The organism is Paracoccus marinaquae (genome assembly GCF_018860165.1).
Taxonomy (GTDB): domain Bacteria; phylum Pseudomonadota; class Alphaproteobacteria; order Rhodobacterales; family Rhodobacteraceae; genus Paracoccus; species Paracoccus marinaquae.
In genome coordinates, this window is the sequence record NZ_JAHKNG010000003.1 from 123107 (window position 1) to 143454 (window position 20348).

Consider the following 20348-nt stretch of genomic DNA (forward strand, 5'->3'; position numbering starts at 1 on the left):
CGCAGCGCCCGCCAGGGGGAGGCTTCAATGACCGCGACCATCACCGCCAATCGCCTTGAAAATCTGTGGGATAACGCCCGCGCCGCATCGATGAGCGAATCGGAAAAGCTGCTCTATCGCTCGAACCTGCTGGGCTCGGACAAGCGCGTCACCAATTACGGCGGCGGCAATACCTCGGCCAAGGTGATCGAGACCGACCCGCTGACCGGCGCGCCGGTCGAGGTGCTGTGGGTCAAGGGATCGGGCGGCGATATCGGCTCGATCAGGATGGACGGATTCGCGACCCTCTACATGGACAGGCTGCAGGCCCTGAAGGGCAAGTATCGCGGCGTCGCGCATGAGGATGAGATGGTCGGCTATCTGCCGCATTGCACCTTCGCGCTGAACCCGCGCGCGGCATCCATCGACACGCCCCTGCATGCCTATGTGCCGCGCAAGCATGTCGATCACGTCCATTCGGATGCGATCATCGCCATCGCCGCTTCGGTCAATTCGCGGGATCTGACGGCCGAGATTTTCGGGGACGAGATCGGCTGGCTGCCTTGGAAGAAGCCGGGCTATGAACTGGGCCTGTGGCTGGAAAAATTCGCGACCGAGAACCCCGAGGCCAAGGGCTGCGTGCTGGAAAGCCACGGGCTGTTCACATGGGATGACGACGCCAGGGGCTGCTATCTGACGACGCTGGAGATCATCAACAAGGCCGCCGCCTGGCTTGAGGCGAAAACCGCCGGCAAGCCCGCCTTTGGCGGCGAAAAGCGCCCGACCCTGCCCGAGGCGCAGCGGCGCGAGGTGGCGGCACGGCTGATGCCGGTGATCCGTGGCCTGATCTCGAAGGATCGCCACAAGGTCGGCCATTTCGACGATCAGCCCGCCGTGCTGGAATTCGTCGGCTCGCAGATGCTGGACGATCTGGCACCGCTCGGCACCTCCTGCCCCGACCATTTCCTGCGGACGAAAATCCGCCCGCTGGTCGTCGATTTCGATCCCGCAAACCCCGATCTGGACGCGACCATCGCCGGGTTGGCCGATGCCGTCGCCGTCTATCGCGACGATTACGCCGCCTATTACGACCGCTGCAAGCATCCCGACAGTCCGGCCCTGCGCGACCCGAATGCGGTGGTCTATCTGGTCCCGGGCGTCGGCATGATCACCTTCGCGCTGGACAAGGCGACGGCGCGCATCTCGGGTGAGTTCTATGTCAACGCGATCAATGTGATGCGTGGCGCCTCGGGTGTTTCCACCTATCAGGGCCTGCCCGAGCAGGAGGCCTTTGACATCGAATACTGGCTTCTGGAAGAGGCCAAGCTGCAGCGCATGCCCAAGCCGAAATCGCTGGCCGGGCGGGTGGCGCTGGTCACCGGCGGCGCGGGCGGCATCGGGGCGGCCACGGCGCAGAAACTGCTGGCCGAGGGTGCCTGTGTCATGCTGGCCGATATCGACGCCGCGGCGCTGGATGAGGCGCGCGAGGGGCTGGCGGGCCGCCACGGCAAGGACGTGGTGCGCAGCGTGCAGATGAATGTCACCGACGAGAATCAGGTGATCGGCGCCTATGCCGATCTGGCGGTGGAATTCGGCGGTATCGACATCGTCGTCTCGAATGCCGGCATCGCCTCCTCGGCGCCGGTCGAGGACACCTCGCTGGCGCTGTGGAACAAGAACATGGATATCCTGTCCACCGGCTATTTCCTGGTCAGCCGCGAGGCATTCCGCACCCTGCGGGCGCAGGATATCGGCGGTTCGGTGATCTTCGTCGCCTCGAAAAACGGGCTGGCCGCCAGCCCCAATGCCAGCGCCTATTGCACCGCGAAGGCCTCCGAAATCCATCTGGCCCGCTGTCTGGCGCTGGAAGGCGCCGAGGCCGGGATCCGGGTCAATGTGGTGAACCCGGATGCGGTGCTGCGCGGCTCGAAGATCTGGTCGGGCGAATGGCTGGACCAGCGCGCCTCGACCTACAGGACCGACAAGGAGGGGCTTGAGGAGATGTATCGCCAGCGCTCGATGCTGAAACGCTCGGTCCTGCCCGAGGATATCGCCGAGGGCGCCTATTTCTTCGCCTCCGACCTGTCGGCCAAATCGACCGGCAACATCCTGAATGTGGACGCCGGCAACGTCCAGGCTTTCACACGGTGATGACCATGATCGACGCAAATCTGATCGAAGCCGAAAACGCCGCCCGTCAGGCCGATCTGGCCGCCGATTACGACGCCCTTGGCGCCCGGCTGGCGCGTCGGGGCGTGGATATCGAGGCCCTGACCGCCCGCGCCGCAGGTTTCGGCGTGGCCATTCCAAGCTGGGGCACCGGCACCGGCGGCACCCGTTTCGCCCGCTTTCCGGGCGAGGGTGAGCCCACCGGCATCATGGACAAGCTGGATGATTGCGGCGTGATCCATCGCCTGACCGGCGCCACGCCAAGGGTCAGCCTGCATATCCCCTGGGACAAGGCCGATCCCGCCCTGCTGCGCGAAAAGGCCGAGGAACTCGGGCTGGGCTTCGACGCGATGAACTCGAACACCTTTCAGGACCAGCCGGACCAGGTCCGAAGCTACAAGTTCGGCTCGCTCAGCCATACCGATGCGGCGACGCGCCAGCAGGCGATCGAACACAATCTGGAATGTATCGAGATCGGGCAGGCCATCGGATCGAAGGCGCTGACCGTATGGATCGGGGACGGCTCGAACTTTCCCGGCCAGACCTCGCTCAGCCGTCAGTTCGAGCGCTATCTGGACGCGATGAAGGCGATCTATGCCGGGCTGCCGGGCGACTGGCGCATCTTCAGCGAACACAAGATCTATGAGCCCGCCTTCTACTCGACCGTGGTGCAGGACTGGGGCACCAGCCTGATGATCGCGCAGGAACTGGGCGACAGGGCGCAATGCCTTGTCGATCTGGGCCATCACGCCCCGAATGTGAATATCGAGATGATCGTTGCCCGCCTGATCCGCGCGGGCAAGCTGGGCGGCTTTCACTTCAACGACAGCAAATATGGCGATGACGATCTGGACAGCGGCACGATCGAGCCGTTCCGCCTGTTCCTCGTCTTCAACGAGCTGGTCGAACTGGAGGACACGCCGGGCCTGAACCTCGCCCATATGATCGACCAGAGCCATAATGTCACCGACCCGATCGAAAGCCTGATCGTCAGCGCCTGCGAGATCCAGCGCGCCTATGTGCAGGCAAGCCTCGTGGATCGCGCTACACTGGAAGGTTATCGCGGCGAAAACGACGCGCTGATGGCGGCGGCGACGCTGCGCGCCGCGTTCCGCACCGATGTCGAGCCGATCCTTGCCATGGCGCGGCTGCGCGCGGGCGCGGCCATCGACCCGGTTTCGGTCTATCGGGCCTCGGGCTATCGCGCCCGGGTCGCGCTGAGCCGTCCGAAATCGACCGGCGGGGGCGGCGGCATCGTCTGAGGGAAGGCCGGGCACCGGAATGCTGCGCGCGGTGCTGGACCTTCGCGGCGCGGGCGGGTAGTTGGGCGCCAAACCCAGATGCGAGGCCCCGCCATGTCCCAACCCGTCGCCCTGAAACGCGCGCTGATCTCGGTTTCCGACAAGACCGGGCTGATCGAGTTCGCCCGCAAGCTGTCGGCGCGCGGGGTGGAAATCCTGTCCACCGGCGGCAGCGCCAAGGCGCTGCGCGAGGCCGGGCTGACGGTGGTCGATGTGGCCGATGTGACCGGCTTCCCCGAGATGATGGACGGCCGGGTCAAGACCCTGCATCCGGTGGTGCATGGCGGGCTTCTGGCGCTGCGCGACAATCAGGAGCATCTGGCGGCGATGGAGGCGCATGGCATCGGCCCCATCGACCTGCTGGTGGTCAATCTCTACCCCTTCGAGGAAACGGTGGCGAAGGGCGCGGACTATGCCGAGTGCATCGAGAATATCGATATCGGCGGCCCGGCGATGATCCGGGCGGCGGCCAAGAATCACGGCTTCGTCTCGGTCATCGTCGATGTCGCGGATTACGAGGCGCTGCTGGCCGAACTGAATGCCAATGACGACCGCACCACCTATGAATTCCGCCAGCGGCAGGCGCAGATCGCCTATGCCCGCACCGCGGCCTATGACGCCGCCGTCTCGACCTGGATGGCGCAGGCCATCGGCGAGGAAACCCCGCGCCGCCGCGCCTTTGCCGGAACGCTGGCGCAGGGCCTGCGCTATGGCGAGAACCCGCATCAGCAGGCGGCCTTCTATGTGACCGGCGAGGCGCGGCCCGGTGTCGCCACCGCGCGCCAGTGGCAGGGCAAGGAACTGAGCTACAACAACATCAACGACACCGATTCGGCCTTCGAACTGGTGGCCGAGTTCGATCCCGCCGAAGGCCCCGCCTGCGCGATCATCAAGCATGCCAATCCCTGCGGCGTGGCCCGTGGCGACACCGCCATCGAGGCCTATCGGCGCGCCTTCGACTGCGACCGGACTTCGGCCTTCGGCGGCATCGTGGCACTGAACCGGGTTCTGGACGGGGCCACCGCCGAGGAAATCGTGAAGATCTTCACCGAGGTCGTCATCGCCCCCGACGCCGATGAGGACGCAAAGCGCATCTTTGCCGCCAAGAAGAACCTGCGCCTGCTGACCACCGGCGGGTTGCCCGATCCGCGCGCGGGCGGCATGACCTTCCGGCAGGTCGCGGGCGGATTTCTGGCGCAGGGACGCGACAGCGGGCATGTCACCCGCACGGCGCTGAAGATCGTGACCGAACGCCAGCCGGACGAGGCCGAACTGGCCGACATGCTGTTCGCCTGGACCGTCGCCAAGCATGTGAAATCGAACGCCATCGTTTATGCCCGGGACCGCGCCACCGTCGGCATCGGCGCCGGCCAGATGAGCCGGGTGGACAGCACCCGCATCGGCCGGCGCAAATCCGAGGACATGGCCGAGGCGCTTGGCCTGTCGCAGCCGCTGACCATCGGATCGGTCGTCGCCTCGGACGCCTTCTTCCCCTTCGCCGACGGCATCGAGGCGTTGGCCGAGGCCGGTGCCAGGGCGGTGATCCAGCCCGGCGGCTCGATGCGCGATGGCGAGGTGATCGCCGCCGCGAACCGGCTTGGCCTTGCCATGGTGTTCACCGGTCAGCGACATTTCCGCCACTGAGCCCTGACAGCGATGCAGCACGAACTGCCCCTCGACGACGCGCCAAAGCCGGCGCCAGAGACGCCCAAGGCCCGGCGCCCGCGCGCGCCGCGCAAGCCCAAGCCGCCGGCGCGGGCCGACATGCGCCTGACCGCCTGGGTGGCGGTGGGCATCGTGCTGCTGGATCAGGCGCTGAAATACTGGGTCGTCCACGTCCTGCGCCTGGACCGGCTGCGCGAGATCGACCTTCTGCCGCCCTGGCTGAACCTGCGCATGGCCTGGAATCAGGGGGTCAATTTCGGGCTGATGGCCTCGGAGACCGATCTGACGCGCTGGCTCCTGATCGGGGTCGCCGCCGCCATCTGCATCTGGGTGTGGATCTGGATCTGGCGCAGCGCGGCCGGGCGCTTCGCACGGCTGTCCGCCGGGCTGTTGATTGGTGGCGCCATCGGCAACGTCATCGACCGGGTCTATTACGGCGCGGTGGCGGATTTCCTGAACATGTCGCTGCCCGGCTGGCAGAATCCCTACAGTTTCAACGTCGCCGACATCTCGATCTTTGCCGGCGCCATCGGCCTTGTGCTGATACCGCAGACCGGCCCGGGATCCAGGGGACCGGGCCGCAAGCCCCGGCCCCGCAACGCGCCGAAGCCGGCATCCGGCACCGCGTTGCCGGGCACGGACAACACCCGTGACGGCGCCGGGAAATCACGCTAGAACGGGCGCAAAGCAGGAAGGGGCAGTCAATGCGGGCAATCGCTCTGATGATGGGTTTTGCGGCTGTGGCCGGGCTTTCGGCCTGTAGCGGCGATCCGCATCTGATGAACATCGAGTCCGGCCAGAACAGTCCCGACGAGTTCGCGATCCTGCCGACCAAGCCACTGACCATGCCGCCCGATCTGGCGGTTCTGCCCACGCCGACGCCGGGCGGCGCCAATATCACCGACCCGACGCCGCAGGCAGACGCGGTTGCGGCCCTTGGCGGCAATCCGGCGCAACTGGCCGATCAGGGCATCGCGGCCTCGGACCAGGCGCTGGTCGTCTATACCGGCCGCCTCGGGACCGATCCGGCCATCCGGACCCAGCTGGCGGTGGCCGATCTGCAATGGCGGTCGCGCAATTCGCGCCGCCCGCTCGAGGCGCTGTTCGGCACGTCGGTCTACCTGCGGGCCTATCGGCCGATGACGCTGGACCCGGCGGCCGAGCAGCTGCGCTGGCAACGCGCCGGGGCGCGCACCTCGACCTCGCCCACCCCCGTCGAGGAGTGAGGCCAACCGCCCGTCGCAAGGCCGGGCAGGTGCCGGGCATCGCGACGGATCGCGGGCAGGTTCAGGTCAGTTCGACCGCGACGGCCGTGCCCTCGCCGCCGCCGATGCAGATGGCCGCGACGCCGCGCCGCCCGCCCCGTGCCTGCAGGGCGTGAATCAGCGTCACGATGATCCGTGCCCCCGAGGCGCCGATCGGATGGCCAAGCGCGCAGGCACCGCCATTCACGTTCACCCGGTCATGGCCGAGGCCCATGCGCGCCATGAAGGCCATCGGCACGACCGCGAAAGCCTCGTTCACCTCCCACAGATCGACGCTGTCCTTCGCCCAGCCGATCCGCTCCAGCAGCTTTTCGGCCGCCGGGACGGGGGCGGTCGGAAACTTGCCCGGCTCCTGCGCGTGGCTGGCATGGCCGACGATCCGGGCAATGGCGCCCGCGCCCTCGGCGCCGATGACCAGCGCCGCCGCCCCGTCCGAGATCGAGCTGGAATTCGCCGCCGTCACCGTACCGTCCTTGCGGAAGGCGGGTTTCAGATGCGGGATCTTCTCGGGCATGGCATTGCCGGGCTGCTCGTCGGTATCGACCACGGTTTCGCCCTTGCGGGTCGCAATCGTGACCGGCGCGATCTCGGCCGCGAAGGCGCCCGAGGCAATGGCCGCCTTCGCGCGCGACAGGCTGGCCAGCGCATAATCGTCCTGCGCCGCGCGGCTGAAGTTGAACTCGGTGGCGCAATCCTCGGCAAAGGTGCCCATCAGGCGGCCCTTGTCATAGGCATCCTCGAGCCCGTCGAGAAACATGTGGTCGATGGCCTGCGCATGGCCCAGCCGGGCGCCGGCACGCATCTTCGGCAGCAGATAGGGCGCGTTGGACATGCTTTCCATGCCGCCCGCCACGATCAGTTCGGCGCTGCCGGCGCGGATCGTATCCGCGGCCATCATCACCGCCTGCATCCCTGACCCGCACATCTTGTTCAGCGTCGTCGCCGGCACCGATTTCGGCAGGCCGGCGGCAAAGCCGGCCTGTCGCGCCGGGGCCTGACCCTGGCCCGCCGGCAGGACGCAGCCCATGAACAGCGCCTCGGGCCGGTCGGGGGCGACCGAGGCACGCTCAAGCGCGGCGCGGATCGCGACGCCGCCCAGATCGGCGGCGGTCTGGCCGGCAAAGGCGCCCATCAGGCCGCCCATCGGCGTGCGCGCGGCGCCCAGGACGAATATATCTTGAACTGTCATGATCTCTCCCCTTCTCGGTGACCCGCTTACCGGATCGTAACCTTTTGCGTCTAGTCAACGCGAGAGGAATGCGAAACCAGGGGGCGTCATGCAGTTCACGGTCATCGATACCGACGCGGGTCTTGTCATCACCATCGCCGAGACGCGGATCGATGCGGCGATTGCGACGCGCTTCAAGGACAAGCTGCGCGAGATCATCATCCGTCATCGCAAGCCGGTCGAGATGCGGATGGCGGCCGTGGACTTCATGGACAGTTCGGGGCTGGGGGCGATGATCGCCCTGCGCAAGGCCCTGCCCGAGGACCTGCCGATGGTGCTGCAGGATCTGACCCCGAATGTCGAGCGCGTGTTCCGTCTGACGCGCATGGATACCGTCTTTCACATCCGACCCGCAGCAAAGAGCGAGGAGCAGAAGGAATGATTCCGACCGAACGGCAGAATGCCGGACCGAATGGCCGCATCTCGACGCGGACCCAGCCGATGTTTCACCGGGTGCTGCCCGCAAATCCCGCTGCGGTGCGGGACACCCTGGCCGATATCCGGCTGCGCTTTCGCTCGGAGGTCAGCGAGGATACGCTGGGCCGGCTGGAGCTGGTGCTGGCCGAGGTGATGAATAACATCGCCGAACACGCCGCCCGGCCGTCATCCGCTGGCGAAGGGGCGCCGTCGATCCATCTCAGCATCGTCCGGCATGATGGCGGGCTGGCCTGTGCAATCTCGGATGACGGGGTGTCCTTGCCCGAGGATTGCATCCTTCCGCGCGGCCTGCCGGCAATGGACCCGGAGGATCTGCCCGAGGGCGGTTTCGGCTGGTACCTGATCCAGGACCTGACCCAGGCGCTGTGCTATTACCGCGAAGACCAGCGCAATTTCCTGGCCTTCCGCGTGCCCTTCTCGGCCGAGGACGGGGCGCGGTAAGGGCGCCGGGGTTCGCGCATCGGCCACCCGCTCCGGTGTCCGGTCATGGGGATGGATTCAGAAACCTTACCCGGCGCGTCGAAGGTCAGTTCAACCGCCCCGCCAGCGGATAGCGCCCGTCGGCGAAATCGCCGAACATGTCCGACACGTCGGGATGTTCCAGCGGCTCGCCCGAGGCATCCGGAACCAGGTTCTGTTCCGAGACATAGGCGACGTAATAGGTCGCCTCGGTTTCGGCATAAAGATGGTAGAAGGGCTGGTCCTTGTCCGGGCGGACATCTTCGGGGATGGAGTCGTACCATTCCTGGGTATTGGCGAATTCGGGATCGACATCGAAGATCACGCCGCGGAACGGCCGGTTGCGATGGCGGACCACCTGACCCAGACTGTATTTTGCAATGCGGTTATGTGGCTGCATCCGCGGAGATCCCATCTTCGATTCCGGCATTTCGCCAGACTGTCGGATGTTCTAACGCGAAGCGGTGATTCTGTCCACCATATCACCGGCTTCGGCGGTATCCGCGCGCAACCGGAATATGCCCGCCGGGGCGTGGCGGCTCCGCCGGCTTCATCCCGCCGCGGTGCCTCGCGCATTCCGGGCAGGGAAGCCGCCCGGTTTCAGCCGCCGGGATACCACGCGGCGATGATGACCTCACTGCCCGAGCCGCCCTCGCCGACCAGCCGGGCGAATTCCTGAATGTCGCTGCCGCGGTGATGATAGGGTACCACCGCCGCCGGCCTGAAGGCGGCGACCGCCTCGGCCGCCTGCTCGACGGTCATCGTGTAGGGCAGGTTCATGGGCAGGAAGGCAAGCGCGACATCGCTCAGCCCAAGCATTTCGGGCGTCGGTTCGGTATCGCCTGCGACATAGAAGCGCTGACCGCCGATCGTCAGGACATAGCCATTGTCGCGCCCGACCGGGTGATACTGCATCCGGTCCTCGGTCGTGTTATGGGCGGGAACGGCCTCCAGCGTCATCCCCAGGACCTCGACCGCTTCGCCATTGGCCATGGCGCTGGCGCGTGTCTTCATCGCTTCGGGCAGCTTGTCATGCACGGCCGGATTGCTGATCAGGCGGACGGGTGGCAGCGCCTCGAGCGTCGGCAGGTCGAAATGATCGCCATGCTCATGGGTGATCAGGATCAGCGCAGGCTCGGGCAGGCCGGCATATTTCCCGCCACCGCCAACGGGATCGACATAGATCACCCCGCCCGGCGTCTCGATCGCCAGCGAGGCATGTTCGACCGGATGAAAGACGACCTCGCCGCCCTCGATGGGCCAGGTGAGGCGTCCACGGTCCTGGGCGCCACTCAGGCGGGGCAGGAACGGGGTGCCGATTGCGGCGGCGGCAAGGGTAAGGCCGGTGCGACGGGTGATGGGCATGGGGGATCCTCCTGCTGACAGGTTCATCTCGGACCCAACCCCCGAGGATGGCAGCAGGTTCCGCGCGGGGATGCGCGATGCAGATGACGCGGACGTGATCGGTTGGTGCAGACGCCGCGGCGGCGGCCATGCTACCGTCCGCCGGTATTCCCGCGGATGGAGCATTTCGTGAAACGATTGACGGTTTTTGCATTTACAGCCCTGTTTGCAGGATGCGCCATGGCGCAGGATTTCAACGAGAGTCCGCCCAATGGACAGGACCAGACGCCTGCCTTCGATGGCCAGACAAGGGCACCGGTGCTTCCGGCGCGCGACCTGCGGCGGCAAGTGGTGGTCGGAGGGCTGGAATATCCCTGGGGCATGGCGGAACTGCCCGATGGCAGCTGGCTGGTGACCGAGCGGCCGGGGCGGCTGCGGATGGTTTCGCCCGACGGCAAACTGTCCGAGCCGATCGAGGGGCTGCCGCCGGTAGATGATCGCGGCCAGGGCGGCTTGCTGGATGTCATTGTCGATGAGGATTTCGCCCAGACCCGCCGTCTCTGGGTCGCCTTTTCCGAGATACATCAGTACGAGTTGTCGGGGACTTCGGTTGCCACCGGCATCCTGTCCGAGGATGGCCGCAGGATCGACGGGCTTCAGGTGCTCTGGGGGCAGGAGCCGTGGAACTCGAACATCCATCTGGGCGCGCGGCTGGTCCTCGACAACGATGGCGGGCTGTTTGTCACCACTGGCGAGCGTGGCGAGATCGAGCGGCCGCCCGCGACCCAGGATGTCGGATCGACCATCGGCAAGGTGGTGCGTGTCGATCCCCTGACCGGCGATCCGATGGGGGCCACCGGGATCGAAGGGGCGATCCCCGAGCTATGGTCCTATGGCCATCGCAATGTGCAGGGTGCGGCCCTGGGACCCGATGGCGCGTTGTGGACGATCGAGCATGGGCCGAGGGGCGGGGACGAGTTGAACCGGCCCGAGGCAGGCAAGAACTACGGTTGGCCGCTGGTGACCTATGGCACCAATTATGACGGCACACCGGTCGGCGACGGGCTGACGCAGATGGAGGGAATCGAGCAGCCGGTCTATTACTGGGACCCGATCGTCGCGCCAAGCGGCATGATCTTTTATGATGGCGAGATGTTTCCGGACTGGCAGGGCGATCTGCTGTTCGGCGGGCTGAGCACGCAGTCGCTGGTGCAACTGAAGATCGCCGACGGCCGGGTGATCGGCGAGGCGCGGCATCTGTGGGGTGAAGAGGGGCGTATCCGCGACGTGGACGTGGCGCGGGACGGCGCGATCATGCTGCTGATCGATGCCGAGGATGGCGCCATGATCCGGGTCACGCCGGCCGATTGAGGCGGGCGTGGCAGGGCGCGGCGCGGGTCCTGCTCAGACCGGGCGGGTCAGGTCGTCCTGAGCGGCTTCGGGTGAAATCCCCAGCGATTCCAGGCCGGCCTCCAGAAGGTCGGCCAGGCGCGGCTCGCCCATCAGGTAGTCCTCGGTCGGAATGCTGCGCTCGGCCTGGGCGGTGGCGATGGCCTCGTCCAGATCCTCGGGCTCGAAGCTTTCGCGCCCGATCCACATGACCGCGACAAGGCTGGCCTGTTCGTCCTCGTTCAGCCCCTCGATGAAATCATGCAGTTCGGTCCGCGTCCCGTGCTGGCGGCGGCTGCCGGCATGGGCCCAGGGGTTCAGCCCACTTTCGTATTCGCGGGCGCGAATGATGACATGGGCGATCTTGTCCGGGCTGATCTGAAGCATGGGAACCTCCGAGGATTTCCCTTTTCTGGCCCCAGTCGGCAGCGGGGTCAATCCTTTCGGCCGAACAGCCTTTCGATATCGGACAGGCGCAGCTTGACCCAGGTCGGGCGGCCGTGATTACACTGCCCGGACTTTGGTGTCCGTTCCATCTCGCGCAGCAGGGCGTTCATCTCCTCGGCGCTCATGCGCCGCCCCGACCGGACCGAGCCATGGCAGGCCATCGAGGACAGCACCGCGTCGATCCGGGCGCGCAGGCGATCCGACGCACCCTGATCGGCCAGGTCGTCGAGAATATCGCGGATCAGCGCGGCGGCGTTCAGCCGGCTCAGCATGGCCGGTGCCTCGCGGACGGCGATGGCGCCGCCGCCGAAGGGCTCGATCACCAGCCCGAGCCCGGCCAGATCGCCGGCGATGGACAGGATGCGGGCGGCATCGGCTTCGGACAGCTCGACGATCTCGGGGATCAGGAGGGCCTGGCCGGCGATGCCGTTGGCTTCGGCCTGCGCCTTCAGCCGCTCATAGACCAGTCGCTCATGCGCGGCATGCTGATCGACGATCACCAGACCGTCCCCGGTCTGGGCGATGATGTAATTCTCGTGGATCTGTGCCCGCGCGGCCCCCAGCGGAGCCTCGGCAGCAGTCTCATTGGATGCGGCCTCGAAACGGGCCGAAGGCGTCTCGGCAAAGCCCGTCTCGGGCGTCGGCAGCGGCGCCTGCAGGTCGAGACCGGCGCGGACCGCGCCCCGCGACGGGCGGTAATCCATCTGGTAGGGCCGGGTCGCGGCCGGTCCCGGCACCTCGGCGCGAAAGGCCGCCAGCGTCGCAGTGCCGACTGTTGATGAGGCGCGGTGCCCGGCATTGGCCAGTCCGTGCCGCAGCGCGCTGACCACCAGCCCGCGCGCCGCCTGCGGGTCGCGGAAACGAACCTCGGCCTTGGCCGGGTGGACGTTCACATCGACCAGTTGCGGATCGCAGGTCAGATACAGCACCGCCGCCGGATGCCGTCCCGAGGCCAGCACATCCATGTAGCCGGCCCTGAGCGCCCCGGTCAGCAGCTTGTCGCGGACCGGGCGTCCGTTGACATAAAGATGCTGCGCCACCGCCGCACCGCGCGAATAGGTCGGCAGCGCGGCAAAGCCGGTCAGGGTCAGCCCGTCGCGGGTGGCGTCAATGGCGACGGCGTTGTCGGTGAAATCGCGGCCCATGACCCGGCCCAGCCGCGCCTGCAGGGCGCCGAACAACTCGCCCTGTTCGGCATCGGCGCGGAAGATCTCGCGGCCATCGGCGCTGAGGCTGAAGCCGACAAAGGGCTCGGCCATGGCGAGGCGGCGGACGGTTTCGGCCACCGCCTGCGTCTCGGCCCGCTCGCTGCGCATGAACTTCAGCCGCGCGGGGGTGGCGAAGAACAGGTCGCGCAGCTCGACCACGGTGCCGCGATTGGCGGCCGCCGGGCGGACCGGGGCGCCCTTTCCGGCGCTGACCGCGATCACCGCGCCCTCGGCGCCCGCCGCGCGCGAGGTGATGCTCAGCCGTCCGACCGCGGCAAGCGAGGGCAGGGCCTCGCCCCGAAAACCGAAGCTGCGGATCGCCAGCAGATCCGAGCCGTCGATCTTGCTGGTCGCATGGCGCGCCAATGCCAGCGGCAGATCCTCGGCCGTCATGCCGCAACCGTCATCGGCGACCCGGATCAGCCGCTTGCCGCCGTCTTCCACGGCGATGTCGATCCGCGTGGCCCCCGCATCCAGCGCGTTCTCGACCAGTTCCTTCACCGCCGAGGCAGGACGTTCCACCACCTCGCCGGCCGCGATACGATTGGCCGTCGCTTCGTCAAGCTGCCGGATGACCGGGCGGATATTGGGGCTGTGGTTATTCATGCTACCAGATATAGCAGGTCTTGGGGCAGGCGGAAAGCGAATCATCCGGCGAGGCGCGGGATGGAAACCTTGGGCCGGCCCGGTTCGTTTGGATACGGCGCCGCGATAGGCGCGAAAGGAAGACTGCCATGCGCAAACAGATCACCGTCCTTGCCTGGATAACCTTGTCGGTGCTGGCCGCCTGCGGCCCGAACACCACCACGCGCGCCACGACCGGCGCCGCGGCCGGGGCGCTTGCCGCAGGCCCGGTCGGCGCCGTCGCCGGCGCCGCCCTGGGCGCCAGCGGCACCGTTCAGATCAGGTAACGCACCCCGCGCGCCTTCGCAGGCGATTGCAGACGGTCAGTTCGTCGCCGCGGCGCCCTCGTCCGGGTCCACGCCTTCGGGGCGGCCAACCAGAACGAAGCGCAGGTTATCCGAATCCAGCAGGCGTTGTGCGACGCGCTGCACGTCCGCGGCGGTGACGGCCTCGACCTTCTGGTTGCGGGTGTTCGGATAGTCGATCGGAAAACCGGTCAGCTGCATCCCGGCCAGGATCGCGGCGATCTTGCCGTTGCCGTCGAATCGCAGCGGATATTCGCCGGTCAGATAGGTCTTGGCATCGGTCAGTTCCTGATCGGTCACGCCTTCGGCGGCCATGCGGTCCCATTCCTGCCGGATCAGCGCCAAGGCCTCGCCGATGGTCGCGTTCGAGCCGGCCATGGCGCCGCGCCAGCTCTGGCCGTAGATGCCGGTGGCTAGGCCGGAATAGACGCCATAGGTCAGTCCGCGCTTTTCGCGGATTTCCTCCATCAGTCGCGAGCTGAAGCCGCCGCCGCCGAGGATGTGATTGGCGACATAGGCGGCGAAATAGTCCGGATCGTCGATCGGCAGGCCGGGGCCGGCAAAGCTGACGATGGTCTGCGGGCTGTCCCAGTCGATGACGGTGACGCCGCCGGCCACGGCCAGTTCCGCCGTCCCGGGCAGGGGCGCCGTGCCCTCTTCGGGCAGCCGGCCAAGGATCCGGTCCACCAGCAGGCCCAGTTCCTCGGGGGTGATGTCGCCGGCGGCGCCGATCACCACCCGGTCGCGGGCCAGCACCCGGTTCTTGGCGGCGACCAGATCCTGCCGGCTCAGCGCGGCAACCGAAGCGGCGTCACCGTTGGTCGAACTGCCATAGGGGTGATCGCCCCAGGATTGCTTTGCCATCTCCTTGGCGGCGATGGATTGCGGATCGGTCGCCTCGCGGCGGATGATCGCCTGGATCTGGGCACGCACACGCTCGATGGCGCTGTCGTCGAAACGCGGCTGGCTCAGCGCCAGCGCCAGGAGATTGGCGGCCTGATCGCGGTTCTCGGTCAGGGCCCGCATCGAGACGCTGAGTGAATCATCGCCCACGTCGAAATTCAGCCGCGCGCCCAGATCCTCGACCGCCTGCGCGAAGGCGGTCGAATCCAGCTTGCCGGCGCCTTCCTCCAGCGTTGCGGTCATCAGGTTGATCGCCCCGCGCTTGCCCGGCGCATCGAGGCTGGCGCCGCCCCTGAATTCCAGATCGAGCGCGGTGAAGGGGATCGAATGATCCTCGACCAGCCAGGCCTCGATGCCACCGGGCGAGATCACCCGCTGGATGTCGATGGCTTGGGCCGGGGCGGCGAGAACCGCAAGAAACAGGGCGATGGCGGCGCGGATCATCCTTGCACCTCGTTGTTGCGGGCATCTGACGGGGCGGGGCGGGCGGGCGGGCGATCCGCGGCGGGTGCGGGCGTCGCCGCGGCGGGCAGCGGCGTTCCCTGCGCGTTGGTGCCGTCCTGCTTGCGGGCCGGGGCCCTGGCGGGCCGGGCCTCGCCCTCGGGCGGGGGGGCGGGCAGGAGCCAGCCGGTCACGGTGGCGGTGTCGGCCAGCAGGTCCCGGGCTGCGGCGCGCACATCTTCGGCCGTGACCTGCGCGAGGATGTCGGGCCAGTCGTTCACGTCCTCGATGGTCAGCCCCGTCGCCAGCCCCTGCCCGTAATCATAGGCCCGGCCATGGGCGGAATCGCGGGCATAGATGCGCGCGGCGCGGATGCGTGTCTTGACGCGATCGAGATCGGCCGCGTCGGGGCCGGCCTGGACGAATTTCGCCAGCGCCTGATCCAGCAGCGCCTCGGCCTGTTCGGGTGTGATCCCCTCGGCCGGAACCATCGACAGGGTGAAGGTCGTCGGATCGACCGCCAGCCCGTCATAGCCCGCGTTCACCCAGATCGCCTTGCCGGGCAGCGCCAGTTCGCGCCCCAGGACCGAGGTCTGCATCGAGCCGCCCAGCAATTCGGCAAGAACCGTCAGCGCGGCGGCGGGTTCCTGATCGCCCGGGTTGCGCTCGGTGGCGATATGGCTGCGGATCAGCGTCGGCTGGGCCACGCGCGCATCCTGCATCTGCATCCTTCGGGATGCGCGCTGCACGGGTTCCTGCGGGCGGATGCGCGGCGCGGCCTCGCCCCGGGCCGGGAGCTGGCCGTAATATGTTTCGGCCAGTTCGCGCGCCTTCTCGGGGGTGACATCGCCGGCGAGGATCAGCACCGCCTTGTTCGGCGAATAGTGATCGTCGTACCAGGCGATCGCATCCTCGCGGGTCAGCTCCTCCATTTCCTGCCGCCAGCCGATGACCGGGCGGCCGTAAGGATGGTTGTAGAACTGCACCGCGTCGCGTTCCTCGGCGAAAAGCGAACGGGGATCGCTGTCGGTGCGCTGTGCGCGTTCCTCAAGCACCACCTGCCGTTCGGCCTGCCAGTCATCCTCGCCGATCCTGAGATTGGCCATCCGGTCGGCCTCCATCTCCATGATCAGCGGCAGCCGGTCGCTGGCGATACGCTGGAAATAGGCGGTGTAGTCGTAGGAGGTGAAGGCGTTGTCCATGCCGCCATTGGCGGTGACGGTCTTCGACAGTTCCCCGGGTTCCAGCTTGTCGGTACCCTTGAACATCAGGTGTTCGAGGTAATGGGCGATGCCGGACTTGCCCGGCGGTTCATCGGCCGAGCCGATCCGGTACCACAGCATCTGCACGATGACCGGGGCGCGGGGATCCTCGATCACCACCGTTTCCAGCCCGTTCGGCAGGGTGAAATGGCTGATGCCCTCGGGCATCTCCGGCATCTCGGCGGTCTGGGCCAGCGCAGGCAGGGCAGGCAGCGACAGGGTCAGCGACAGCGCGCTGGACAAGGCGAGGCGGCGCATCATCGGGGCAAGCTCCTTGTTCTCGGGCCGGAATCTGACCCGGCGGCGGCCGGGGTGCAAGCCGATCTCGCGGGATTGTGTGCAGAGGGTGATCCGGCGGAGCGGGCGTGCCGCCCGCACCAGATGCGTTCGCGGGGGCGCTGCCCCCGACCCCGAGGTATTTTCAAAGAGTGCGAGGGTCGGGCGAGCTGAGCCAGGTTGCCGGCGATCCGCGATGCCACCGGAGGATCAGCCGACGCGGCGCAGGAAGGCGCGGGTGCGTTCGTCCTCGGCGGCGCCGAAGATCCGGTCGGGTGGACCCTGTTCGACGATCCGCCCGCCTTCCATGAACACCACCCGGTCGGCGATCTCGCGGGCGAACTGCATCTCGTGGGTGACGATCAGCATGGTCTGGCGGCCGCCGGCGATGCGGCGGATCAGGTCGAGGACCTCGCCCACCCATTCCGGGTCCAGCGCGCTGGTCGGTTCGTCGAACAGCATCAGGTCGGCCTCGAGCGCCATGGCGCGGCCGATGCCCACGCGCTGCTGCTGGCCGCCCGACAGCCCGGCCGGATAGCTGTCGCCGCGATCGCCCAGCCCGATCTGGCGCAGGATCGCGTCGGCGCGGGCGCCGGCCTTTGCTTCGGGCCAGCCGCGCACGGTGGTCAGCCCTTCCATGATGTTCTGGCGCGCGGTCTTGTTGGCGAAGAGGGCATAGTTCTGGAACACGAAGCCGGTGCGCCGCCGCAGCGCCAGGATCTCGTCGCGATGGGCGCGGGCGGCGTCCAGGCTCAGATCGCCCAGGGTGATGCGTCCCTCATCCGGGCGGTCGAGAAAGTTCAGGCAGCGCAGCAGCGTCGATTTGCCGGTGCCCGAGGGGCCGATGATCGCCACCCGTTCGCCCGGCTTCAGATGCAGGTCGATGCCGTTCAGCACGGTGCTGCCGCCGAAACGCTTGACCAGCCCGTCGATGCGGATCTCGCAGCTCATCGCGCCACCGCCTTGCCGAGGCGAAGTTCCAGCCGGCGCTGGCCGACCGACAGCACCTCGACGATGGCCCAGTAGAACAGGGCGACGACGAGGAAGGCCTCGAGATAGAGAAAGCTGCCCGCTGCCTCTTTCTGCGCCGCGCCCATCATCTCGGTCACGCCGAGGGTGAAGGCCAGCGAGGTGCTTTTGATCATGTCGATGAAATAGTTCATCAGCGTCGGCGCGGCGATGCGGGCGGCCTGCGGCAGGATGATGCGGCGCAGCAACTGGGCCTGCGTCATGCCGATGGACTGCGCCGCCTCCCATTGGCTGCGGTCGACGCCAAGGATCGCGCCGCGGATGCTTTCGGCCATATAGGCCGCGAAATGCAGCGTGAGCCCGAAGATCGCGGCGGTCACGCCGTTGATATTGGTCATGAAGGCCAGAAGCTGGGGCAGCCCGTAATAGAACAGGAACAGCTGCACCAGCAGTGGCGTGCCGCGGAAGAAGCTGATGAACACCGCCACGATCCGGTCCAGCACCGGCAGCCGCAGCACCCGCACGATGGCAAGGATCGCGGCCAGCACCAGTGCGGCGGCCATCGCCACCACGGCCATGAACAGGGTCAGGGGAACATAGCCGGCGATGACCGGCACCAGTTCCCCCATATAGGCAATGTCCAGCACCCGGAGTTATTCCGCCAGCGGCTTCGTCACATCCGCTTCAAGCCATTTCTGCGAGATTTCGGCAAGCTTGCCGTTCTCTTTCAGCGTGGTGATGGCGGCGTCGACGCGGTCGCGCAGCGCCAGGCCGGCCTCGTCATTGCGGAAGGGCAGGGCGTTCCGGATTTCGTCGAAAGGCTCGCCGGCCTGGGCCAGCGGCAGCGGGCTTTTCGCGATCACCTGCGCGGTCGAGACCCGGTCCATGACGAAGGCATCGACCCGGCCAAGGGCGGTGTCCTGTTCGATATTGCTGTCATAGGTGCGGATGTCGATCTCGTCGGCATAGGGCAGGGCGCGCAGCAGTTCCTCGAAGTTCGAGCCGAGATTGACCGCGACCGACTTGCCTTTCAGGCTTTCGGGGCCGGTGATCTGGTCCTCGTTGCCGGCCTTCACGACGACCTGCGCGCCGTCATAGACATAGGGCTGGGTGAAGACGAATTTCGCCTCGCGCTCGGGCGTGATGGTGATCTGGTTGGCCACGGTGTCGATGCGGTTCGCTTCCAGCGCGCCGATCAGCCCGGAAAAGGACATGGTGACGAATTCGACCTCGTCGCCGGTGACCTCGGCGACGGCATTCATGAAATCGACCTCGAAGCCCTGCAATTCGTCGGCCTTGGTGAAGGTGAAGGGGAAATAGCCGCCCGACATGCCGACGCGGATGGTTTCGGCGGCGGCGGGCAGGGCGGTGGTCAGGGCGAGGATGGCGGTCAGAAGCGTCTTGCGCATCGGTAAACTCCTTGAATTTCTAGTCCTGTAGATGCGGCCTTGCGCGGGCCGGGGCAACCGGCCAACCGACCGGACGGTGAAAAAAGGATGGCATCTCAGCCGTGATCGCGTCGTGCGGAACGATATGCGATCGGCTGGCAGGCGCAAGGAACTCTGTTCCGTGGCCACCCGTCATCGCTGTTGCGACAGGAACGAGTTTCCGATTTTCTGCCCGGAAAGGTGATGGATCGCAGGAGATTGCGCTTGGCCTGCATGTCGCGCAAACTCTGCCCCAAAATGATGGGAGGATATCACATGAAGCATGTCTATGCCGCCGCGCTGATCGGCGCCGCCGCCGTCGCGCCCGCCGCCGCGCAGGAAATCAAGATCGGCTATGCGCTGGCCGAGGACAGCCATTACGGCGTCGCCGCCAAGGCGTTCGAGGAATCGCTGACCGCAGCACTTGGCGATCAGTTCAGCTTTCGCCATTTCCCCTCGTCGGGCCTGGGCGGCGAGCGCGAGGTGGTCGAGGGCGTGCAACTGGGCACGGTCGAGATGACCATCGTCTCGACCGGGACGCTGTCGAATTTCGTGCCCGAGGCCGGGGTTTTCGACGTGCCCTTCCTGCTGACCAGCCTCGATCACGCCCGCGGGGTGCTGGATGGCGAGATCGGTCAGGAGATGCTGGCAAAGTTCGACGCTGCCGGCATTCACGCGCTGGCCTGGGGCGAGCAGGGGTTCCGCCATATCACCAACAACCGCAATCCGATCTCGACCCCCGCCGATGCCAGTGGGCTGAAGATCCGCACCATGGAAAACCCGGTCCATATCGCCGCCTTCCAGGCGCTTGGCGCGGCGCCCACGCCGATGGCATGGCCCGAGGTGATCGGCGCCCTGCAGCAGGGCGCCATCGACGGGCAGGAAAACCCGCTGTCGGTGATCGTCTCGGCCAAGCTGAATGAGGTGCAGAAATACCTGACGCTGGACGGTCATGTCTATTCGCCGGCCGTCATCCTGATCGCGCCCTCGCTGTGGAACGGGCTGGATGACGCGCAGAAGGCGGCCTTCGATCAGGCGGCCGTGGATGCGGTTGCGGCCATGCGCGGCTATGTCGATGAGGTCGAGGCATCGGGCGTCGAGGCGCTGAAGGCCGCCGGCATGGAGGTGAACGAGTTGACGCCCGAACAGAAGGCGGAATTCCGCGCCGCGCTGGAAGAGCCCTACAAGGCCTACGAGGCGCAGTTCGGCAAGGAGCTGATGGACCGGATCCAGGCCGCCGAATGACGGT

The 20348-nt window shown here is 67.0% G+C and carries 20 protein-coding genes; 10 read left to right on the forward strand and 10 right to left on the reverse strand.

The features are described 5' to 3' along the window. Nucleotides 1-27: 27 nt before the first annotated feature. From KNW02_RS03270 to KNW02_RS03290, 5 genes are all read left to right on the forward strand, one after another. Complete coding sequence (locus tag KNW02_RS03270; RefSeq protein ID WP_216031832.1) at nt 28-2130, forward strand: bifunctional rhamnulose-1-phosphate aldolase/short-chain dehydrogenase; 2103 nt, start codon at nt 28-30, stop codon at nt 2128-2130. Nucleotides 2131-2135: 5 nt separating this feature from the next. After that, entirely contained in the window at nt 2136-3410 is a 1275-nt protein-coding gene (gene rhaI / locus KNW02_RS03275; RefSeq protein ID WP_216031833.1) for an L-rhamnose catabolism isomerase, read from the forward strand. A 93-nt stretch (nt 3411-3503) separates the two neighbouring features. Then, nucleotides 3504-5093, forward strand: coding sequence for a bifunctional phosphoribosylaminoimidazolecarboxamide formyltransferase/IMP cyclohydrolase (gene purH, locus KNW02_RS03280; RefSeq protein WP_216031834.1), 1590 nt, complete (start codon nt 3504-3506; stop codon nt 5091-5093). Between the two features lie 12 nt (nt 5094-5105). Continuing rightward, nucleotides 5106-5789 carry a signal peptidase II gene (lspA, locus tag KNW02_RS03285; RefSeq protein WP_252733408.1) on the forward strand — a complete coding sequence of 228 codons (684 nt, stop codon included), beginning with the start codon at nt 5106-5108 and terminating at the stop codon, nt 5787-5789. A 29-nt stretch (nt 5790-5818) separates the two neighbouring features. Continuing rightward, a complete protein-coding gene (locus tag KNW02_RS03290) occupies nt 5819-6340 on the forward strand; it encodes a DUF3035 domain-containing protein (RefSeq protein WP_216031835.1) in 522 nt (173 codons plus the stop codon). A gap of 61 nt (nt 6341-6401) precedes the next feature. Here the strand turns inward: KNW02_RS03290 and KNW02_RS03295 are convergent, their stop codons facing one another. After that, nucleotides 6402-7568 (reverse strand): acetyl-CoA C-acyltransferase, encoded by a 1167-nt coding sequence (locus KNW02_RS03295; protein ID WP_216031836.1) that lies wholly within the window; start codon nt 7566-7568, stop codon nt 6402-6404. Between the two features lie 88 nt (nt 7569-7656). On the opposite strand from KNW02_RS03295, the gene KNW02_RS03300 reads away from it, so the two are divergent. Beyond that, nucleotides 7657-7989, forward strand: a complete 333-nt coding sequence (locus tag KNW02_RS03300) for an STAS domain-containing protein (RefSeq protein ID WP_216031837.1) — start codon at nt 7657-7659, stop codon at nt 7987-7989. Next, a complete protein-coding gene (locus tag KNW02_RS03305; protein ID WP_216031838.1) occupies nt 7986-8486 on the forward strand; it encodes an ATP-binding protein in 501 nt (166 codons plus the stop codon). The genes KNW02_RS03300 and KNW02_RS03305 overlap by 4 nt, the downstream gene beginning before the upstream one ends. A gap of 85 nt (nt 8487-8571) precedes the next feature. Here the strand turns inward: KNW02_RS03305 and hspQ are convergent, their stop codons facing one another. Together hspQ and KNW02_RS03315 are read right to left on the reverse strand one after the other, a co-directional pair. Beyond that, the gene (hspQ, locus tag KNW02_RS03310; RefSeq protein WP_431356734.1) at nt 8572-8919 is read right to left on the reverse strand and encodes a heat shock protein HspQ; all 348 of its coding nucleotides are present in this window, start codon (nt 8917-8919) and stop codon (nt 8572-8574) included. Between the two features lie 185 nt (nt 8920-9104). Then, nucleotides 9105-9869, reverse strand: a complete 765-nt coding sequence (locus KNW02_RS03315; protein WP_216031839.1) for an MBL fold metallo-hydrolase — start codon at nt 9867-9869, stop codon at nt 9105-9107. A 219-nt stretch (nt 9870-10088) separates the two neighbouring features. Here KNW02_RS03315 and KNW02_RS03320 point away from each other — a divergent pair, with 219 nt between their 5' ends. Then, nucleotides 10089-11219 carry a PQQ-dependent sugar dehydrogenase gene (locus tag KNW02_RS03320; RefSeq protein WP_252733410.1) on the forward strand — a complete coding sequence of 377 codons (1131 nt, stop codon included), beginning with the start codon at nt 10089-10091 and terminating at the stop codon, nt 11217-11219. 33 nt (nt 11220-11252) lie between these two features. Here KNW02_RS03320 and KNW02_RS03325 read toward each other — a convergent pair whose 3' ends face one another. Next, the gene (locus KNW02_RS03325; protein WP_216031841.1) at nt 11253-11624 is read right to left on the reverse strand and encodes a DUF3775 domain-containing protein; all 372 of its coding nucleotides are present in this window, start codon (nt 11622-11624) and stop codon (nt 11253-11255) included. 47 nt (nt 11625-11671) lie between these two features. Further along, nucleotides 11672-13498, reverse strand: coding sequence for a DNA mismatch repair endonuclease MutL (mutL, locus tag KNW02_RS03330; protein WP_216031842.1), 1827 nt, complete (start codon nt 13496-13498; stop codon nt 11672-11674). Between the two features lie 128 nt (nt 13499-13626). Here mutL and KNW02_RS03335 point away from each other — a divergent pair, with 128 nt between their 5' ends. Continuing rightward, nucleotides 13627-13803, forward strand: a complete 177-nt coding sequence (locus tag KNW02_RS03335; RefSeq protein WP_216031843.1) for a hypothetical protein — start codon at nt 13627-13629, stop codon at nt 13801-13803. Nucleotides 13804-13839: 36 nt separating this feature from the next. Here KNW02_RS03335 and KNW02_RS03340 read toward each other — a convergent pair whose 3' ends face one another. The 5 genes from KNW02_RS03340 to KNW02_RS03360 all read right to left on the reverse strand — a co-directional run bounded on the left by KNW02_RS03340 (nt 13840) and on the right by KNW02_RS03360 (nt 19081). Beyond that, on the reverse strand, nt 13840-15168 hold the full coding sequence (locus tag KNW02_RS03340; protein ID WP_216031844.1) for a M16 family metallopeptidase: 1329 nt from the start codon (nt 15166-15168) through the stop codon (nt 13840-13842). Further along, a complete protein-coding gene (locus KNW02_RS03345; RefSeq protein ID WP_216031845.1) occupies nt 15165-16688 on the reverse strand; it encodes a M16 family metallopeptidase in 1524 nt (507 codons plus the stop codon). The genes KNW02_RS03340 and KNW02_RS03345 overlap by 4 nt, the downstream gene beginning before the upstream one ends. Nucleotides 16689-16913: 225 nt before the next feature. After that, nucleotides 16914-17654, reverse strand: coding sequence for an amino acid ABC transporter ATP-binding protein (locus KNW02_RS03350; protein WP_216031846.1), 741 nt, complete (start codon nt 17652-17654; stop codon nt 16914-16916). After that, the gene (locus KNW02_RS03355; RefSeq protein ID WP_216031905.1) at nt 17651-18301 is read right to left on the reverse strand and encodes an amino acid ABC transporter permease; all 651 of its coding nucleotides are present in this window, start codon (nt 18299-18301) and stop codon (nt 17651-17653) included. The genes KNW02_RS03350 and KNW02_RS03355 overlap by 4 nt, the downstream gene beginning before the upstream one ends. Before the next feature lie 24 nt (nt 18302-18325). Then, a complete protein-coding gene (locus KNW02_RS03360; protein WP_216031847.1) occupies nt 18326-19081 on the reverse strand; it encodes an amino acid ABC transporter substrate-binding protein in 756 nt (251 codons plus the stop codon). A gap of 294 nt (nt 19082-19375) precedes the next feature. Between KNW02_RS03360 and KNW02_RS03365 the strand changes: the two genes are divergently transcribed. Next, entirely contained in the window at nt 19376-20344 is a 969-nt protein-coding gene (locus KNW02_RS03365; protein ID WP_216031848.1) for a TRAP transporter substrate-binding protein, read from the forward strand. Nucleotides 20345-20348: the final 4 nt, after the last annotated feature.

What these genes read in the sequence shown, in the direction of transcription:
- KNW02_RS03335 (WP_216031843.1), top strand. Translation starts at nt 13,627, where the DNA reads ATGCGCAAACAGATCACCGTCCTTGCCTGGATAACCTTGTCGGTGCTG.
- KNW02_RS03345 (WP_216031845.1), bottom strand. Translation starts at nt 16,688, where the DNA reads ATGATGCGCCGCCTCGCCTTGTCCAGCGCGCTGTCGCTGACCCTGTCG.
- KNW02_RS03365 (WP_216031848.1), top strand. Translation starts at nt 19,376, where the DNA reads ATGAAGCATGTCTATGCCGCCGCGCTGATCGGCGCCGCCGCCGTCGCG.
- rhaI (WP_216031833.1), top strand. Translation starts at nt 2,136, where the DNA reads ATGATCGACGCAAATCTGATCGAAGCCGAAAACGCCGCCCGTCAGGCC.
- KNW02_RS03340 (WP_216031844.1), bottom strand. Translation starts at nt 15,168, where the DNA reads ATGATCCGCGCCGCCATCGCCCTGTTTCTTGCGGTTCTCGCCGCCCCG.
- KNW02_RS03290 (WP_216031835.1), top strand. Translation starts at nt 5,819, where the DNA reads ATGCGGGCAATCGCTCTGATGATGGGTTTTGCGGCTGTGGCCGGGCTT.
- KNW02_RS03300 (WP_216031837.1), top strand. Translation starts at nt 7,657, where the DNA reads ATGCAGTTCACGGTCATCGATACCGACGCGGGTCTTGTCATCACCATC.
- KNW02_RS03270 (WP_216031832.1), top strand. Translation starts at nt 28, where the DNA reads ATGACCGCGACCATCACCGCCAATCGCCTTGAAAATCTGTGGGATAAC.
- KNW02_RS03315 (WP_216031839.1), bottom strand. Translation starts at nt 9,869, where the DNA reads ATGCCCATCACCCGTCGCACCGGCCTTACCCTTGCCGCCGCCGCAATC.
- lspA (WP_252733408.1), top strand. Translation starts at nt 5,106, where the DNA reads ATGCAGCACGAACTGCCCCTCGACGACGCGCCAAAGCCGGCGCCAGAG.
- purH (WP_216031834.1), top strand. Translation starts at nt 3,504, where the DNA reads ATGTCCCAACCCGTCGCCCTGAAACGCGCGCTGATCTCGGTTTCCGAC.
- KNW02_RS03295 (WP_216031836.1), bottom strand. Translation starts at nt 7,568, where the DNA reads ATGACAGTTCAAGATATATTCGTCCTGGGCGCCGCGCGCACGCCGATG.
- KNW02_RS03350 (WP_216031846.1), bottom strand. Translation starts at nt 17,654, where the DNA reads ATGAGCTGCGAGATCCGCATCGACGGGCTGGTCAAGCGTTTCGGCGGC.
- KNW02_RS03355 (WP_216031905.1), bottom strand. Translation starts at nt 18,301, where the DNA reads ATGGGGGAACTGGTGCCGGTCATCGCCGGCTATGTTCCCCTGACCCTG.
- KNW02_RS03305 (WP_216031838.1), top strand. Translation starts at nt 7,986, where the DNA reads ATGATTCCGACCGAACGGCAGAATGCCGGACCGAATGGCCGCATCTCG.
- KNW02_RS03320 (WP_252733410.1), top strand. Translation starts at nt 10,089, where the DNA reads ATGGCGCAGGATTTCAACGAGAGTCCGCCCAATGGACAGGACCAGACG.
- mutL (WP_216031842.1), bottom strand. Translation starts at nt 13,498, where the DNA reads ATGAATAACCACAGCCCCAATATCCGCCCGGTCATCCGGCAGCTTGAC.
- KNW02_RS03360 (WP_216031847.1), bottom strand. Translation starts at nt 19,081, where the DNA reads ATGCGCAAGACGCTTCTGACCGCCATCCTCGCCCTGACCACCGCCCTG.
- KNW02_RS03325 (WP_216031841.1), bottom strand. Translation starts at nt 11,624, where the DNA reads ATGCTTCAGATCAGCCCGGACAAGATCGCCCATGTCATCATTCGCGCC.
- hspQ (WP_431356734.1), bottom strand. Translation starts at nt 8,919, where the DNA reads ATGGGATCTCCGCGGATGCAGCCACATAACCGCATTGCAAAATACAGT.